Below are 17899 nucleotides of genomic sequence, written 5' to 3' on the forward strand. Positions count from 1 at the left end.
GTCAGGCGGCGATCGGGGTGCGGCCGGCGTACGCCGCCAGCGCATCCAGGGGCGAGGCGCCCGCCGCCGGCGGCACCTCGTCGGCGAAGGAGCGGCCGCGCCCACCGGGGACGACCGCCTCGGCCAGGCCGCGCACGTAGGCGACGACCTCGTCGGAGAGGCGCAGGTCTTGGCCGCTCGCCTGGGCGATGTCCCAGCCGTGCAGCACCAGCTCGAGCGGCAGGACCCCGGCGATGACGGCCGCGGGTGCCTCGCCGTCGCCGACGGGCACCATCGAGTCGGGGTCGACCCGGCGCCAGGCGGCGATGGCGTGCGCGGCAGCCTCGGTGACCCGGTTCTCCGCCGACCCCGTATCGGGCGGGTCCACGGGGTGGCCAGCCATCCCGGCCAGCTGGGTCAGCGAGCCGATGAGGTGGACGACGAGGTCGTGACAGGTGAACTCGGTGCACGGCGTCGGCCGCGGCTGGTCCTCGATGGTCAGCCCACGCAGCACCGGCTGCAGGGCGGCCAGCGCGGCCTCGGCCGCAGTGGTCGGGGTGAGCTCGTCGGGCGCCCAGGCCCACTCGTCGGGGCCGGCGTCGCCGGTGGCGGCCACCCGCTGGAGCCGTTCGAGGTAGTGGGCCCAGCCCAGGGCGTGCTTCTCGGCCTCGACGGCGCTCAGGCCCTCGTGCTGCAGGGTGACCCGGGAGCCATCGCCGTGCGGCTCGACCGTGACCGTGACGGTGGAGGCGTCGGGCGGGACGTCGTCGCTGCCCTCCCAGCCCCAGCCGAGCACGAGCCGACGGCCGGGCTCGACCTCGCGGACCGTGCCGGCGGCGATGTGTCCGGGAGTCACGGTCCACCGGTAGGCGCCCCCGGCGCGCAGGTCGACGACGGCCGAGACCGTCTGCCAGCGCCGGAGCCGCTCGGCCTCGGTGAGCAGGGCGAAGGCCTCGTCGGGGGTGACCGGCAGGTCGACGCTGTTCGTGTACGTCATGGGGCTCTCCTCAGCGCGTGGGCGTCCTCGACCAGCTGGTCGAGCTCGGTGGTCCAGAACCGGTCGATCTCGGCCTGGAGCCGCTGCAGACCGCCGGGCAGCACCCGGTAGGTCCGCTGGCGGCCGACCTTCTCCGCGGTCACGAGCCCCGCGGCCGCCAGCACGAGCAGGTGCTGGGACACCGCCGACCTCGTGACCGGGAACTCCGCCGCCACCTCGGACACCGTCCTCGGCCGCTGCGCGAGCAGCTGGAGGATGCGGCGCCGGGTCGGTTCGGCCGCGGCGGAGAGGGGGTCGGTCACACCCGAATACGTTAGTAACGACTAACGCATCTGTCCAGACCCGCGCCCGCGGAGGACAGTGACGACCGGGGGAGTGCGGCTCTAGACTCCGCACACCGCGCCGCGGAACAGCGCCACCGAGGGGGCCACGCCATGGAGCACCGGACGTCCGTCGTGGACGCGATCGGCAACACCCCGATCGTCGAGCTGCTGCACATCGCCCCGCCGGGCGGGGCGCGCATCGTCGCCAAGCTCGAGTCGGCCAACCCGACCGGCAGCATGAAGGACCGGCTGGCGCGCACGATCATCGAGCGGGCCGCGGACAAGGGACTGCTGGAGCCCGGGGGCACGGTCGTCGAGTACACGGCCGGCACCACCGGCATCTCGCTCGCGCTCGTGGCCGGCGCCCTGGGCTACCGCACGCACTTCGTGTTCTCGGACGCCTTCAGTGCGGAGAAGCGCTGGACGATGCGGGCGTACGGCGCGCAGCTCACCGACGTGCGGAGCGACGGCCAGCGCATCACCAAGGAGCTCATCGAGGCGATGATCGCGAAGGCGGCCGAGATCAGCGAGCAACCGGGGCACTGGTGGGCCGACCAGCTGCGCAACGAGGACGGCGCCGACGGCTACCTCGGGCTCGGCGACGAGATCTGGGCCCAGACGAACGGGCGGGTCGACGCGCTCGTGCACAGCGTCAGCACCGCGCACTCGATCCACGGCATCGGCCGCGCGCTGCGCCGTCACCGCCCGGACGTCCAGGTCGTCGCGGTCGAGCCGGCCGAGTCGGCGGTCCTGTCCGGGCAGCCGCCGGGCGCGCACAAGATCGAGGGCATCGGGCTGGGGTTCCTGCCGCCGCTGTGGCACCCCGAGGAGGTCGACGAGGTGATGGCGGTCTCGACCGCCGACGCTAAGCAGATGGCGCGCCGGCTGGCGAAGGAGGAGGCGATCTTCGCGGGTACCTCGACCGGGGCCAACGTCGTCGCCGCCCTGCGCGTCGCGGAGCGGCTCGGGCCGGACCGGACCGTCGCGACCGTCGTCGTCGACTCCGGGCTGCGCTACCTCAGCACCGACGTCTTCCGCGACCCGGCGTAGCCCGCGGGTGCGGACGGTCCCCGTCGGGTCAGGGGGTCTTGTTTCACGAGATGTGCCATAGAACAGAACCACCCTGTCGATTACCCGGAAGTGCTTGACCCGCCGACCGGCCGCCTCTAGATTCACGCCATGAACAAAGTAGTGGACGAGGGCGGGTCGTCCCGGACGGTGCAGTCCTTGCGCCGCGACAACCGGAGCCGGGTGCTCCGGCACGTCCTGTTCGGCGGGCCGACCACCCGCGCCGAGATCGGCGCCGCCTGCGGGCTGTCCGTCGGCTCGGTCACCAACGTCGTCAGCGGGCTCATCGAGGAGGGGCTCGTCGAGGACGCCGGCTCGCTGCCGTCCTCGGGCGGGCGCCGCTCGGCGGTGCTCCAGGCCCGGGCCGCCGGTGCCTTCACCATCGGCGTCGACGTCGGCGAGGAGGGCGTCGCCGCCGAGCTGTTCGACCTGAGGCTCAACCGGGTCGACCGGCAGTTCGCCCGCGTCGACACCCACGTGGCGCCCTCACCCGACTCGATCGCCCCGCGGATCACCGACGCGATCCGCCGGCTCTGGTCGCGCCACCCCGACCGATGGAGCTCGGTCGTGGGCGTCGGCATGGGGCTGCCAGGGGTCGTCACGACGGACGACCGCGGCGTCCAGGTGCTCCATGCCCAGAGCCGGGGTTGGCCGTCGACTCCGGTGTCGGAGTTCTTGGACCTCCCAGGGCTCGAGGGACTGCCGCTGCTGGCTGACAACGGAGCCTCGACCCTGGCGGCCGCAGAGGGCGCGGTCGGCGCGGCCAGGGGCAGCCAGCGGGCGATCGTCGCGCTGCTCGGCCGCGGGGTCGGGCTCGGCGTCCTCGAGCACGGGCAGGTCGCCGGGGGTCGCGGCGGGAGTGCCACGGAGTGGGGGCACACGAAGATCGCCCTCGACGGCAGGCCGTGCGACTGCGGTGGCCGTGGGTGCGTCGAGGCCTACATTGGCGGAGCCGCGGTCCTGGACCGGTGGCGCGAGGCCGGCGGCGTCGTCAGCGGCCACGGCTGGAACGCCCTCGGCGCCCTCATCGACGCTGCGACGTCCGGAGACGTCACGGCCCGTCAGGTCCTCGACGAGACGATCGCCATCGCCGGCCTGGCCCTGGGGAACCTCGTCAACCTCTACAACCCCGACCGCATCGTCCTCGGCGGATGGGTCGGGCTGCGGCTCATGGAGACCCACGCCGGCGAGATCCTCGCGGCCGTCCAGCACGCGTCGCTCCGGCAGTTCGCCGAGCAGTTCACCCTGCAGGGCTGCGCCTTCGGGGGCGACTCGGTCGCCCTCGGCGCCGCCCTCCTCCCGCTTGAGCGCCTCATCGAAGCCCCGATGGCCGAGCTCAGGACCACCCATGCACGCACGGCACGTCACACATCAAAGGAGATGTCATGATCATGAACAAGCCAATCGCGAGGGTTCTGCTCGCGCCGGCTGTCGCGGGCGCGCTGCTGCTCGCCGGGTGTGGCGGGTCGTCGGAGGCGACCGGCGGCGGGCAGACGCCCGAGCCCAAGGAGGACGTGACGCTCACGGTGTGGGTCATGGGTGACTCCGGCACCAACTTCGAGAAGGTCGTCCAGCCCTTCACGGCGGACACCGGCATCGACGTCAAGGTCGAGGCGATCCCGTGGGACAACGTCAACGACCGACTGACCACCGCCGTCGCCTCCGGCAAGGGGCCCGATGTCACGCAGGTGGGCCTGTCGTTGCTGGCGTCCTACGTCGAGGGTGGTGCGCTCGAGGACATCTCGGGCAACCTCGCCTCGTACCCCAACCTGGCCCCGGAGAACTTCCCCGAGGCCGTCGCTCCCGCGAGCCTGCACGCCGACGGCGCCGCCTACACCGTGCCGTGGGTCGGGGACACCCGAGTCCTGTTCTACCGCAGCGACATCCTCGAGGAGGCAGGCATCGACGCGCCGCCCGCCACGTGGGACGAGATCCGCGCCGACGCCAAGACGCTCGCCGCGCGCGGCAAGGGGCAGTTCGGCTACTACATCCCGCAGTGGGACGCGCCCCTGCCGGTCTCCTACACCTGGCAGGCCGGTGGTGACGTCGTCGACGGCGAGGGCAAGGTCACCATCGACACCGACGCCTTCCGTGCCGCGGCCGACCACTACCTCGGCTTCTACGCGGACGGGTCCGTCCCGACCGCGGGCGACTTCGACCAGGCGGCCGGCTTCATCTCCGGCGCGGCGCCGATGCTCGTCTCCGGTCCCTACCTCGCGGCAGCGGTCCGGGAGCAGGCGCCGGACCTCGATGGCAAGTGGGGCGTCACGACCGTCCCCAGCGGTGACAACGACATGTCGCTGTTCGCCGGGTCGAACCTCGGCATCTGGAAGGGCAGCGAGCACAAGGACGCGGCCCTGGAGCTGCTCGACTTCATGGCCGACCCCGCGACGCAGGTGAGCTGGTTCACGACGACCGGCGAGCTCCCCGCGGCCACGGCCGCCTTCGAGGACCCCGCGCTCACGAAGGACCCGATGGTGGCCGTGTACGCGGACCAGCTCGCGAGCTCGAGGGCGCTGCCGATCAGCACCCGCTGGGACGCCGCCAACGCCGCGATCCTCGAGACGCTCAACGCCATCGCCCTCACCGGTGCCGACAAGGACAGCTCGCTGAAGGCGCTGTACGCCACGATCGAGGAGATCAACGCCCGATGACGAGCGACGGTCGCGCCGCCGGGCGCCCGCCCGGCGGCGCCGCCGTCCTCGCCGCGCGAGGAGCCGACGTGCACCAGGAGCGTGAGTCCGTCAGCCGGGCGGGGCGGGGCCGGTGGTCCCTGCTCCGGCCGGGGGCCCCCGGCCGGCAGACGCGGCGCCGAACGGGACCGTGGGGGCGGCGCCGGGCCGGCGCCACCCCGTACCTGTTCATCGCCCCGGCCTGCCTGCTCCTGGCCCTGTTCGGGATCCTCCCCATCCTCGTCGCCGCGGTCGTCAGCACGACCGACCTCGACATCGGAGGGCTCGGCGACCCGAGCACGATCCGGTTCCTCGGGCTGGACAACTACGAACGGTTGTTCTCGGACCCGAAGTTCTGGCAGGCGCTGCGGACGACGACCCTCTTCGTCGTCCTCGGCGTGCCGGTCATCATCGCCCTGTCGCTGACGATCGCGGTCGGGCTCAACGTCTCGACGTCCCGGCTGTTCACGGTGCTGCGGGCCTTCTACTTCCTGCCGGCCATCACCGCGATCGTGGCGGTCGCCCTGGTGTGGGGCTACCTCTACAACAGCCAGTTCGGCCTGCTGAACCAGGGCCTCGCGCTCGTCGGTCTCGGCCCGGTCGGCTGGCTGTCGGACCCGAACACGGCCCGGGTGTCGGTCGCAGTCGTGGCCATCTGGCGGGCCACCGGCCTCAACGTCATCATCTTCCTCGCGGCGCTCCAGGCGATCCCGCAGGACTACCACGACGCGGCCGCTCTGGACGGCGCCGGACGATGGGCGACGTTCCGGTTCGTCACCTTCCCGTTGCTGAGGTTCGCGCTCTTCTTCGTCACCGTCACCACGCTCATCGGCTGGCTGCAGTTCTTCGACGAGCCGTACGTCCTGACCAAGGGCGGGCCGGTGGGTGCCACGACATCGGTGTCGCTCTTCATCTTCCAGAACGGCTTCTCGTTCAACCAGTTCGGCTACGCGAGCGCCGGGTCGATCATCCTGTTCATCCTGATCGCCGCCGTGACCGCGGTGCAGCTGCGACTGCGAGGTAGCGATGACTGACGTCCGCAGACGACCCCTGGTGATCGCCACCGGGACCGCCCTCGGGCTGGGGGCCCTGGTCACCTCGTTCCCCTTCTTCTGGATGATCACGAGCTCGCTGAAACCGGCCAGCGAGGCGATCTCGGTGCCTCCGCGGGTCCTGCCGTCGCGGCCCTCGTTCGACGCCTACGTCCGGCTCTTCACCGAGCTCGACTTCGCCCGGTACCTCGTGAACACCGTCGTCGTCGTCGCGTTCTGCGCCGTCGGCCTGTTCCTCATGGCCATGGCCGGCTACGGCTTCGCGAAGTTCCGCTTCCGCGGGCGCGAGGCGATCTTCCTCGCCGTACTGACGACCCTGATGATCCCGGTCCAGGTCTCGATGATCCCGACCTACCTCATCCTCAACGAGCTGCACCTGACGAACACCCTGCTCGGGATCGCGGCCCCCATGCTCGTGAGCGCGTTCGGCATCTTCCTCTTCCGGCAGTTCATGACCACGATCCCCACCGAGCTCCTCGAGGCCGCCCGGCTCGACGGCGCGGGGGAGTTCCGCATCTTCACGACCATCGTGCTGCCGCTGTCGAAGCCGATCGTCGCCGTCCAGGGCGTCCTCGTCTTCATCGGCGCATGGAACAGCTTCCTGTGGCCCCTGGTCATCGCCACCGAGCAGGACAAGTACACCCTCGCGGTGGGGCTCTCCCTCCTCAACCAGCAGATCACCATCAACCCGACGCTGCAGATGGCCGGTGCCTCGGTGATGGTGGTGCCGATCATCATCGTCTTCGTCATCTTCCAGCGGCACATCGTCCAGGGCTTCGCCCTGTCGGGGCTGAAGTGACCCCGCCCGTGCGCGCCGTCCGCGGCCATCTCGTCGCCGCGGACGGCACGCCGCTGACGTTGCGCGGGGTCGGCCTGGGCAACTGGCTGCTCCCCGAGGGCTACATGTGGGGGTTCGGGGACGCCGCCGCCTCCCCGCGCCAGATCGAGGCGCTCGTCGAGCAGCTCGTGGGTCCCGACGCGGCCGGTGAGTTCTGGCGCGGGTTCCGCGACACCTTCGTCGCCGAGTCCGACATCGCGATGATCGCCGCGGACGGGTTCGACCACGTCCGGCTGCCCGTCAACTGGCGGGTCCTCATGACCGAGGACGGCGACCTGCGGCCAGAGGGGCTCGCGCTCGTCGACCGGCTCGTCTCCTGGTGTGGTCGCCACGGCCTCCTCGTGCTCCTCGACCTGCACGGGGCGCCGGGCGGCCAGACCGGGACGAACATCGACGACTCCCGGGGGCGGCCCGAGCTCTTCATGGACCCGCGCAACGAGGAGCTGACCGTCGCGCTGTGGACCGCGCTCGCCGGCAGGTACCGCGACGATCCGACCGTGCTCGGCTACGACCTGCTCAACGAGCCGCTGCCGAACCACTGGCAGCACGTCTACCCGGACGCCCTGGTGCGCCTCTACCGGCGGCTCACCGAGGCCATCCGCGCGGTGGACCCCGACCACCTGCTCATGTACGAGGGGACGCACTGGGCCACCAACTGGGACATCTTCACCGAGGTCTGGGACCCGAACTCGGCCCTGCAGTTCCACAAGTACTGGTCCCCGCCCGACGACGCGAGCATCCGGCCCTACCTCGAGGCCCGGGAGCGACTCGGCCTGCCGATCTACATGGGCGAGGGGGGCGAGAACTCCCCGCAGTGGCTCGCCGCGGCCCACAGCCTGTACGAGCGTCACGAGATCGGCTGGAACCTCTGGCCGTGGAAGAAGATCGAGACCCTGACCTCGCCGCTGTCGGTCACCGCTCCCGCCGAGTGGTCGCGGATCGTCGCCTACGCCGCCGGCACCGGCCCCCGCCCCAGCGCGGCGACGGCCGCCCGGTGCCTCGACGAGCTGCTCCACAACCTCGACAGCGGGCGGTGCACCCGGCGCGAGGACGTCGTCAACGCGGTGTTCCGGCGCGCGCCCCTGGACGTCGCCGCCTACGGCCTCACCGAGGTCGCCGGCACCTCGACGATCGAGGTGCGCGGGCGGGCGGCGGATGCGGGGACGGGGCAGCCCGACGACGCGTCGGAGTCGCCCACCGCACCCGTCGTGGACCACTCGTACCCGCCCTGCCCGGCAGCCCCGGACGTCGTCCGGCGGATGCAGCCGGGGGCGGCGGTCGCGACCGAGGTGCTCGTCACCGCCGGATCGTGGGACCTCGAGGTCCACGGCAGCGGCCCGCTGCCCACCCTGGACCTCGACGGGGCGGGCATCGCGCTCACGCGGACGACGGACGGGGCGGAGGGAGACCAGTGCTGGGCCGGACGCACGACCCGGGCGCAGGCCGGCACGAGCACGCTGCGCCTCGACTCCCACGCCGGCTTCACCCTCTCGCAGGTCGTCATCCGGCGGAGCGCCGATGACGCCCCCTGAGCCCCCGGCGCACCTGGACACCACCCGGTCCGTGGACGAGCGGGTCGCCGCGCTGCTCGCCCGGATGACCCTGCCCGAGAAGGTCGGGCAGATGCTCCAGCTCGACGCCCAGACCGGGGTCGAGGACGCGGTCCTGCACCGGCACGCCGGCTCGCTGCTGCACACCGCACCGGCGGACGTCGTCGCGGCCCATGCGGCCGCCGAGCGCACCAGGCTGCGCATCCCGCTGCTCATCGCCGAGGACGCCATCCACGGCCACTCGTTCTGGGCGGGCGCGACGATCTTCCCCACCCAGCTGGCGATGGCCGGCTCGTGGTCACCGGACCTGCTCGAACGGGCCGCGCGAGCCACCGCCGTGGAGGTGGCGGCCACCGGCATCCACTGGACCTTCTCGCCGGTGCTGTGCATCGCCCGCGACCTCAGATGGGGCCGGGTCGGGGAGACGTTCGGCGAGGACCCGCACCTCATCGGCGAGCTGGGAGCGGCCATGGTCAGCGGCTACCAGGGCGCCGGCCTGGACGACCCCACGGCCGTCCTCGCGACGGCCAAGCACTTCGCCGGGTACTCCGAGACCCAGGGCGGACGCGACGCCAGCGAGGCCGACATCTCCCGGCGCAAGCTGAGGTCCTGGTTCCTGCCGCCGTTCGAACGCGTCGCGCGCGGCGGGTGCGCCAGCGTCATGCTGGGGTACCAGTCGATGGACGGGGTGCCGGTGACGGTCGACGACTGGCTGCTCACCGACGTCCTGCGCGGGGAGTGGGACTACCGGGGCGTGCTGGTCACCGACTGGGACAACGTCGGGCGGATGGTGTGGGAGCAGCGGATCTTCGCCGACGACGTCGCCGCGGCCGCTGCCGCCGTCCGCTCGGGCAACGACGTCGTGATGACGACGCCGGCGTTCTTCGAGGCGGCGCAGGACGCCGTCGCGGCGGGCCTGGTCGGCGAGGGGGACATCGACGCCGCCGTCTCCCGAATCCTGGCCCTGAAGTTCCGGCTCGGGCTCTTCGAGGACCCGCGTCGCCCGGATGCCCGACGCCAGCGCCTCGTCATCGGGTGCCCCGAGCACGCCGCGCTCAACCTCGAGGTGGCGCGGCGGTCGGTCGTGCTGCTGGACAACGACGGCACGCTGCCGCTGGACGGCGGCTGCGTCCGCGGGGCCGACGGGCGCGCCTCCGCCGACGGTCGGCCGTCCCGCAGGGTGCTCGTCGTGGGCCCCAACGCCGACGACCCCCACGCCCAGCTGGGCGACTGGGCCGGCGCCTCGGGCCAGGTCGGCTGGATGCTCCCGGACGGTCACCCCCGCGAGCTCACCGAGACGGTCCTCGACGGGTTCCGCGCCCTCGCCCCCGCGTCCTGGCAGATCGACCATGCGGTGGGGGCCGGCATCGTCGCGTTCGCGGACGACCCCGCCTCTGGCCTCCTTCCTGACGGCCAGCCCCGCCCGCCCGTCGTCGTCCCGGCTCCGGTCGACGCCGCAGCCCTCGGCGAGGCGACCGCCCTCGCTCGCGACGCCGACTGGGTCGTCGCCGTCGTCGGCGACCGGATCGAGCTCGTCGGGGAGGGGCGCTCGACCGCGACCCTCGAGCTGCAGGGCGGCCAGGTCGCGCTGCTCGACGCCCTGGTCGCCACGGGGACGCCGGTCGTCGTCGTCGTCGTGGCCTCAAAGCCGCTCGTCCTCCCGCCCTCGACGGCCGGAGCGGCCGCCGTGGTCTGGGCGGGCAACCCGGGCATGCGCGGCGGTGTGGCCGTCGCCGAGCTCGTCCTCGGGCTCGTCGAGCCGGCCGGGCGGCTGCCCGTCTCCTTCCCTCGCCACGCGGGCCAGCTGCCCGTCTTCTACAACCAGGTCCGCGGTCAGCACGGCGACCGGTACGCCGACCTGACCCAGGAGCCCGCCTACCCGTTCGGGCACGGCCGGTCGTACACGACCGTCACGTACGAGGACCTGCGAGTCCTCACCCCGACCGTCGGGCCGAGCGGCATCGTCCGTGCCACGGTCCGACTGACGAACACCGGGCGACGACCGGCGCTGGAGACGGTGCAGTGCTACGTCAGCGACACGGTCACCTCCGCCACCTGGGCCGACCAGGAGCTCAAGGCGTTCCGACAGGTCGAGATCCCCCCGGGCGAGTCCACCCTCGTGGAGCTCACGGTGGCGGCGAGCGAGTGCACGCTCGTCGACAGGACGGGCCGCCGGGTGGTGGAGGCCGGCGAGTTCGAGCTGCGGGTCGGCCCCTCGTCGGAACGGGAGCGGCTCCTCAGCGCCCGCTTCCAGATCACGGACGCCGGCGACTCGCCGTCCTGACCCTGTTCAGATCGTGAAGCGACGGCCGTCCCACAGCGCGTCGACGTGCGGAGCGAAGGCGCTCGCGCCGATGTCGTCGCCCGACCACACGAGTGCCAGCTCGTCGCCGAGCCGTGACGCCCCGGGCAGCAGCCCGGCGGTGGCGGTGAGCACGGCCCAGCCGTAGTCGCCCCGGCTGCTGGGCGCGACGGGCACCCGGCGCGCCACGAACACCGTCGCGGCCAGCGCGGTCTCGATGGGGAGCATGGGCACCGAGCCGAGATCGCGCTCGACGAAGCCCCTCCCCACCGCGTCCCACGCCAGACCGGTCCACTGTTCCGTGGTCGCGCCGGGCGTCCCGTCGGCGACCCGGATGCCGAGCCGGTACCCCGGTGCGGCGTCGCTCGCCGCCCGGCCCAGCACGACCGGGTCGTTCTCGGGGTCGGTGGTCGCCGCGGCGGGGGCGACCCACACCTGGCGACCGAGGAAGGGCAGCGGGTCCGGGGGTGCCCCGGTGCCCCCGGACGGTGCGGGCAGCGCCGGCGGCGGCGACCACAGCGGCAGCAGCCCACCCGCGGCCTGGAGGTCGACGAGGGCCGCCACCAGCGAGGGCGCGAGGTCCTCGCGGACCCCGACCGACAGCGGCACCCCGGCGCCGGCCGCGCCGGACGGCCGGTGGTTCGCGACGGCCGTGAGCCGCAGCGGCGGCGTCGAGACCCCGAAGGTCTCCTCGAGCCCGCTCGTCGCGAGCCCGAGGGTGGCGCCGAGCATGTCGCGGCGCATCCGCGTCTCCCCGAGCGTGCCCAAAAGGTTGAGGTACCCGCCGACCTCGGTGATGTTGAGCGGCGCGGGGATCCGCGACGGGATGACGTCGCCCTGGGTCGCGAGCCGCCGGAGCAGCAGCGCCTGGGCCTGCTGGATCTCCGGGCTCGTCGCGCCCTTGATGACCTCGGTGAGCGCGAGGACGAGGGCGTCCTCGGCGGCGTCGGGCTGGGTGCTCATAGCGTGGCCTCTCTCGTGCTCAGTAGGTGAAGGCGACGTCGGCGCGACGCAGCTTCGGGAAGTCGCCGGGGGCTCCGGCGAGGACCCCGCCCTCGGCCCGGGTGGCGGTCAGGCCCAGCGTCGCGAGGTGCGCGATGACGGCGTCCGCGCGCCGGTGGGCGAGGTCGACGTTGTGCGCGGCCGTCCCCTCGGGGGAGGCGAAGCCGCGGACGACGGCGCCGGTGGCTCCTGCGTCCTTGGCCTTCGTGACGAGCGCGTCGAGCGCGGTGACGTCGGCGGGGGCCGGCGCGACGGTCAGGTCGTCCTCGTCGTGGGCGAAGTGCACCGAGGCCGTCTGCGGCGGGGTGGGCTTGGGCTCGGGGTCGGGCTCGGCGGGGTTGGGCCCCGGCTCCGGTTTGGGCTTGGGCTCGCCGCCGGGCTTCGGGGTCTCCTTGCCCGCCTCGGCCTTCTTCCCGGTGTAGATGTTCGCCGAGGTCTCCATCGCCTTCTCGGCGAGCTTCGTCGCCGACGCCAGGGCGTCCTTGCGGGCGGCCTCGGCGGTGTCGATGGTCTTGCCGCCGAGCGTCGTGAGGTTGCCGGCGTTGGTCAGCGCCCCGATGTCGAAGCCCTTGGCGTCCTTGGCCGCGGCGATGAGCGCGGTGGCCAGCGAGGTGTCGACCGTCGGCGGGGCCATGCTGAAGTTCTGGATCTGCGGGGTGAGCCCGGTGAGGGCGCTCGGCGCCGACGCCCCGGTGAGCAGCGAGCTGCCGGGCATCGAGACCGGGGCGATCTGGGTCGCCTCGTCGCCGGGGGAGTCCTGCCAGTTCCAGAACCGGGTGAGGTCGATCTTCTCCGCCGACGGGCAGTGCCCGAGCACGGCCTCGCCGAGCACGCCCTTGGTCGGCAGCGCGATCGTCGAGCGCGGCGGGGCGAACCCGTCGGTGTGGAAGCGGGTGAGCGCGTCCTGGATGTCGCCGGTCGTGATCCCGGGCTCGACGAGCCGCCGCACGCCGGCGTCGTCGACCTGCCACTTGCCCGTGGCCTCGGTGATCGCGGCCGGGATGATGAACGGCAGCACCATCGAGTTGCCGTACCAGCCGAGGACGTTGTTCGTGATGCACGACAGCAGCGGCACACCGGGCCGGGCGTTGCCGTTCTCGTCCGGGGGCAGCTCGATCTCGTAGCGCTCGAGCATCACCGCCCGCTCCTCGGGGGTGAGCGAGGCGAAGACGGCGAGGCTGCACGTCATCGTGTTGCGCACGACCCACTGGAAGGTCTTCTCGATCTCGAGCACCGACGCGTACGACAGCACCGGCGGGATGCCGCGGGCCGCGACCGGGAAGGTCGACGAGGGCAGCTCGACGCCGCCGCCGAAGCCGCCGGCCACCAGCTCGACCGCGCCGGGCACCGGAGTCCCGCCGCCCGCGCCGCCGGAGACGCCGGGGCTGTCGAGGACCGCCGAGAACGTGCCGACCCGTGGGCCGCCGAGCTCGGTCTCGATCCGGTCCGAGCGGTACGAGCGGGTGACCGACGGCTTGTCGAGCGCGGCCTTGAGCACGGCGTCCCCGAGCGACCCGAGCGGGCCGAGCATCCCGGTGGCCGTGCCGAGGTCGGCGACGAGCGGCGGGGCGAAGGTGTAGTCGAGGCGCCGGGTGCGGCGGGTGATCTCGAAGCCGGTGACGTCCTGGCGCGGCAGCGACGGAGGCAGCGACACCCGGGCCGTCCACGGCACCGGGGTGGCGGACTGCCGGGCCCGGCGCAGCGCCCCGAACAGCGCCTCCTCCGAGGCGAGCGCGGTCGTGCCGGTGGGCGGGGCGTACGCCGGGTTGCCGTCGAGGCGCACCGGCCCGATCCGCATCCCGCGCCGGCCGAGGACGGTGACGAACACCTCGTCGGTCGCGAGGAACGTGCCCGTCGCCCGGATGGTCAGCACCTCGGTCGACGGGGCGTTCTCGTCGGCGACGGCGGTTGTCGGGTTCGCCGCGAAGTCGGTGAGCAGGCTCAGGCCGCGGCGGTGCCGGCGCGGCACCACGCGGGTCAGCACGTCGGCGTGGGTGAGCATCCGGCCGTACCGGTCGAGCACCTCGTCGCGGGTGTCCGGGGCGTCGGTGACGCGCGGCGGCATGCCGGGGGGCAGGAACTTGATGACCTCGAGCGGCACGAGGCAGACGAGGTTGACGCCCTCGGCGACGGTCGTCACGTCGAAGAGCCGCTGCACCTCCCAGTACTGCATCGTCAGGGCGCGGGTCTTGTTGTGGTTCGTGATGACCTTCGTGACGATCTCGGTCGTCTCGTGTGCCGTGGCCAGCCGCATCGCGGTCCGCGACGAGCTGCGCCGCGCCGCGGCCTGGCGCTGCACCGAGGCGTGCGTGTTCTGCGCGGCCTGCGACGTCGAGTTGCGGGCGCCGTTCATCCACGTGTTCGTGTTGCCCGACGAGCTCGAGGTGCCGAAGCTCGTCGCCACCCCGCCGGCGACGCAGCCGAACGGGAACACCCCGCCGCCGCCCACCGCGGCCGCGACCGAGAACGAGCTGGCCTCGGTGTCGTAGTGCGACCCGCCGGAGGCGACCTCGTTGAACGCCGACGCGAACGTCGACGTGGCCGAGGACTCGTCCCGCTCGGCGAAGGACATCTGCTCGCTGGAGTCCAGCCGCTCGCTCTCGACGACGCTGGAGGAGGCGCTGCGCTCCATGACCGCGACCCGCTGCTGCTCCCCGGGCGCCAGCGGCAGCGAGTAGACGAGGTCGCCGAGCGCGAGGCCGAGCGGGGTCCACCGCTGCGCCATCTGGACGACGTAGCCGATGGCGAGCGACCCGGCGACGGGCACCCCGCCCCAGGGCCGGTCGACGGCCAGGCCCTCGCGGAACGCCTCGACGTCGATCGGCCGGTCCACGGGGACGCGCTCGGTGAGGTGGAAGCGCATCCGGGACAGCTTGCGGGCGAGCCGGGTCTCGGGGGAGGTCGGCCCGTAGAAGGTGAACGACGTGCCGCTCCTGTCGAACTTGGTCGGCAGGCCGAAGCGCAGGGTCGGCTCGCTGAGCGCGGGGTCGGTGAGGCGGAACAGCACTCCGTACGGGAAGCGGTCGCTGGAGGAGTCCTTGCGGAAGACGACCATGCAGTCGTCCTCGCCGACCGCGATGGCGGGGGTGGAGCCGTGCCGGTGCCCCGGCTCGTCGTCCTCGGTCGTCGCGATGCCGTCGACGAGGTCGCGCAGCGCGGCGATGAGGCTCGGGGGCAGCGGGGGAGCGGCCTGGGGGAGCCGGACCGGGGGCAGGACCCCGCTGGGCTGGAGGTGGCGCAGGGCGTCGGCCACGCGCTGCACGCCGTCGCGGGAGGTGGCGACGAGGGCGACGGCGACGTCGGTGCCGCGGGCCCCCACGGGCAGGGCGATGACGAAGCTGCCGTCGGACGAGGTGAGCGCGGTGGCGGTGCGCGAGTCGGACGCGCTGCCCCCGGCGACCTCCAGGGTCACCTGAACGCGCTCGGCCGGCGACCCGTCCGGCTGCTCGAGCCGGCCGATGACCTGCGGCGCGCGCTGGGTGGCGGCGGTGCTCGGCAGCGCGTTCATCGTCTCGACGAGCTTCTCGAGCGACTCGACCATCCGCCGGCTCTGGTCGACCTTGAGGTCGACGTACTGACGGGCCAGCGCGTGCGTGGTCTCGCTGTCGTCGTCCCACACGGGGGAGTCCGGGCCGAGCGCCCACGGCACGGCCGACTGCAGCTTGCCGCGCTGGTCGAAACCCCGGCTGTACATCATCTTCTCGTTGAACACGGCGGACCTCCTGGGAGCGGGCAGTCCGTCGCTCGACGGTGCCGTCGGAGGGGAGGAGGCCGGCGCGTCCGCGGTGATACCGCCCAGCCCTTATCAGTGCCACCTGTGACGTGAGGGTAAGGAGAAGGTAAAGAACCTCCCTCAACTTGGTAAAGAAGGGTCAAGTGCCCCGCAAAGTGGGCGGCCCGGGGAATAATTCCGCTTACGCAGGGGAGGAGTAGGAGACGGACGAGTGAACGTATCGGTGGGGCTGGTGTCCGCCACCAGCTTCCGTGTGCCGAGCCCCGGGCTTCAGGACACCTTCGGTCGGGGCAGCCTCAGGCTGCCACGTCAGAGCGCGACCGAACAGGGATCCCACGGCATCACCCGTTCCACGGGGCCGGCGCCCAGTCGCACCCTCGTCCGCGTGTCCTCCACCGTCTCCCCGGCCAAGGCGGAGCGCGCCCAGGCGATCCTCGAGGAGGAGGACGCCCTCGTCTCGCTCCACCGCGCGTGGTACCCCCCCGTCCAGCGGCCGGTCGTCGCCGACCGGCAGCCGGTCAACGAGGACGCCATCCGCCGCCGGCGGGCCGAGCTGGCGCGAGAGGGAGTCCGCTGGTTCGACGTGTCGAACCGGCGTCGCGCCGTTCGGACCGCTGAAGAGATGGCCCACCACGACATCGACGAGGCGATGGCCGCCAGCAGCAACTGGACCGAGCGCGAGGAGCGCCGGCTCGACGCCTGGTGGAACGCGCTGTGCGGCAACGACCCCGTCGTCGTCGAGCAGCACCTGCGCGGGGTCTTCCAGTCCACCGACACCCCGGCCTCGCCGGTCTCGGTGGCCGGCGGGCTGCTCGACGTCGCCGTGCTCATCCCCGGCGAGCACGTCCTGCCGTCGGAGTCGGTGCACCTCGTCGGGGGCGACCTGTCGATCCGGCGGGCGTCGCGCTCGCACCGGGCGCAGCTGCACCGGCAGGTCGTTGCCGGGCTGCTGATCGCGGTGGCCCGTCAGGCCTTCGCCGCCGCTCCGGGGCTCACGGCGGTGCGCTGCCACGCGCTGCAGGCGACGCACCGCGGCCGGCACGACGACCTGTCCGCCATCGGGGTCGTCGAGCTGTCCCGCGTCGACCTCGCGGTCGCCGACCTCAACGTCGACGCCGAGGCGCTGCTGCACCGCTACGGCTCGGGCCTGCGCTGGGTCACGCACACCCCCGACGGCCCGCTGCGCCCGCTGCCCCTCGACGACATGCCCGAGCTCGCCGACCTCCTCGCACGGCTCTGCCGCAACGCCCTCGGCGAGGCGTCCGACGACCGGCGCCCGGGGGTCAGCGCCCCGGCCTGACGCCGCCGCTGTCTGACCTTCGCCCCCGGCGCCCCACGGCGTCGGGGGTGAGGCTTACGGTGAGGCCATGGACTTCCGATACCTCGGCAACAGCGGACTCAAGATCTCCGAGATCACCTACGGCAACTGGCTCACCCACGGCTCCCAGGTCGAGAACGACGCGGCGACGGCGTGCGTGCGGGCCGCGCTGGAGCACGGCATCAGCACCTTCGACACCGCCGACGTGTACGCCAACACCAAGGCCGAGACGGTGCTCGGTGAGGCCCTCAAGGGCGAGCGCCGCGAGAGCCTCGAGATCTTCACGAAGGTCTACTGGCCCACCGGCCCGGGCGGCAAGAACGACACCGGCCTGTCCCGCAAGCACATTCTCGAGTCGATCAACGGGTCGCTGACCCGCCTGCAGACCGACTACGTCGACCTGTACCAGGCGCACCGGTACGACACCGAGACCCCGCTCGAGGAGACGATGCAGGCCTTCGCCGACGTCGTCCGGCAGGGCAAGGCCCTCTACATCGGGGTCAGCGAGTGGACCGCCGACCAGATCCGCGCCGGGCACGCGCTCGCGAAGGACCTCGGCATCCAGCTCATCTCGAGCCAGCCGCAGTACTCGATGCTGTGGCGGGTCATCGAGGGCGAGGTCGTGCCCGCGAGCGAGGAGCTCGGCGTCAGCCAGATCGTGTGGAGCCCCATCGCCCAGGGCATCCTCACCGGCAAGTACAAGCCCGGGCAGGCCCCGCCCGCCGGCTCGCGCGCCACCGACGAGAAGGGCGGCGCCGACATGATCAAGCGGTTCATGGACGACGACATCCTCACGCGGGTGCAGAAGCTGCAGCCCATCGCCGACGAGGCGGGCCTGACGATGGCCCAGCTCGCCATCGCGTGGGTGCTGCAGAACGACAACGTCGCCGCGGCGATCGTCGGGGCGTCGCGCCCCGAGCAGGTCGAGAGCAACGTCAAGGCCGCGGGCGTCCGGCTCGAGGCGTCGGCGATGCAGGCGATCGACGACGCGCTGGGTGACGTCGTCGTGCGCGACCCGGCGATGACGGCCAAGACGGCGCCGCAGGCGCGGGTCGCCTGACCTCC

General features: G+C 72.8%; 13 protein-coding genes. 9 read left to right on the forward strand and 4 right to left on the reverse strand.

Annotation, left to right across the window (positions count from 1 at the left end; all coding sequences use genetic code 11):
- Position 1: 1 nt before the first annotated feature.
- Positions 2–976, reverse strand: coding sequence for a TIGR03086 family metal-binding protein (locus Q0963_RS02800; RefSeq protein ID WP_299442151.1), 975 nt, complete (start codon positions 974–976; stop codon positions 2–4).
- Complete coding sequence (locus tag Q0963_RS02805; protein ID WP_299442154.1) at positions 973–1278, reverse strand: helix-turn-helix transcriptional regulator; 306 nt, start codon at positions 1276–1278, stop codon at positions 973–975. Before Q0963_RS02805 ends, Q0963_RS02800 begins: the two co-directional genes overlap by 4 nt.
- A gap of 132 nt (positions 1279–1410) precedes the next feature.
- Between Q0963_RS02805 and Q0963_RS02810 the strand changes: the two genes are divergently transcribed.
- The 7 genes from Q0963_RS02810 (at position 1411) to Q0963_RS02840 (ending at position 10763) form a co-directional block, all read left to right on the forward strand.
- On the forward strand, positions 1411–2349 hold the full coding sequence (locus tag Q0963_RS02810; RefSeq protein WP_299442157.1) for a PLP-dependent cysteine synthase family protein: 939 nt from the start codon (positions 1411–1413) through the stop codon (positions 2347–2349).
- A gap of 129 nt (positions 2350–2478) precedes the next feature.
- Positions 2479–3756 (forward strand): ROK family transcriptional regulator, encoded by a 1278-nt coding sequence (locus Q0963_RS02815; RefSeq protein WP_299442160.1) that lies wholly within the window; start codon positions 2479–2481, stop codon positions 3754–3756.
- Between the two features lie 2 nt (positions 3757–3758).
- Positions 3759–5021, forward strand: coding sequence for an extracellular solute-binding protein (locus tag Q0963_RS02820; RefSeq protein WP_299442163.1), 1263 nt, complete (start codon positions 3759–3761; stop codon positions 5019–5021).
- On the forward strand, positions 5018–6073 hold the full coding sequence (locus tag Q0963_RS02825; RefSeq protein WP_299442165.1) for a carbohydrate ABC transporter permease: 1056 nt from the start codon (positions 5018–5020) through the stop codon (positions 6071–6073). The genes Q0963_RS02820 and Q0963_RS02825 overlap by 4 nt, the downstream gene beginning before the upstream one ends.
- Entirely contained in the window at positions 6066–6890 is an 825-nt protein-coding gene (locus tag Q0963_RS02830; protein WP_299442168.1) for a carbohydrate ABC transporter permease, read from the forward strand. The genes Q0963_RS02825 and Q0963_RS02830 overlap by 8 nt, the downstream gene beginning before the upstream one ends.
- Positions 6887–8461, forward strand: coding sequence for a glycoside hydrolase family 5 protein (locus Q0963_RS02835; RefSeq protein WP_299442171.1), 1575 nt, complete (start codon positions 6887–6889; stop codon positions 8459–8461). The genes Q0963_RS02830 and Q0963_RS02835 overlap by 4 nt, the downstream gene beginning before the upstream one ends.
- On the forward strand, positions 8448–10763 hold the full coding sequence (locus Q0963_RS02840; RefSeq protein ID WP_299442174.1) for a glycoside hydrolase family 3 N-terminal domain-containing protein: 2316 nt from the start codon (positions 8448–8450) through the stop codon (positions 10761–10763). The genes Q0963_RS02835 and Q0963_RS02840 overlap by 14 nt, the downstream gene beginning before the upstream one ends.
- Before the next feature lie 6 nt (positions 10764–10769).
- Here the strand turns inward: Q0963_RS02840 and Q0963_RS02845 are convergent, their stop codons facing one another.
- Both Q0963_RS02845 and Q0963_RS02850 read right to left on the reverse strand, forming a co-directional pair.
- Complete coding sequence (locus Q0963_RS02845; protein ID WP_299442176.1) at positions 10770–11744, reverse strand: hypothetical protein; 975 nt, start codon at positions 11742–11744, stop codon at positions 10770–10772.
- A 19-nt stretch (positions 11745–11763) separates the two neighbouring features.
- Positions 11764–15495, reverse strand: a complete 3732-nt coding sequence (locus Q0963_RS02850; RefSeq protein ID WP_299442179.1) for an OmpA family protein — start codon at positions 15493–15495, stop codon at positions 11764–11766.
- Between the two features lie 406 nt (positions 15496–15901).
- Between Q0963_RS02850 and Q0963_RS02855 the strand changes: the two genes are divergently transcribed.
- Complete coding sequence (locus tag Q0963_RS02855) at positions 15902–16816, forward strand: hypothetical protein (RefSeq protein ID WP_299442182.1); 915 nt, start codon at positions 15902–15904, stop codon at positions 16814–16816.
- A 67-nt stretch (positions 16817–16883) separates the two neighbouring features.
- Complete coding sequence (locus Q0963_RS02860) at positions 16884–17894, forward strand: aldo/keto reductase family protein (protein WP_299442185.1); 1011 nt, start codon at positions 16884–16886, stop codon at positions 17892–17894.
- Positions 17895–17899: the final 5 nt, after the last annotated feature.

Source organism: uncultured Phycicoccus sp., assembly GCF_947495705.1.
GTDB lineage: Bacteria > Actinomycetota > Actinomycetes > Actinomycetales > Dermatophilaceae > Phycicoccus.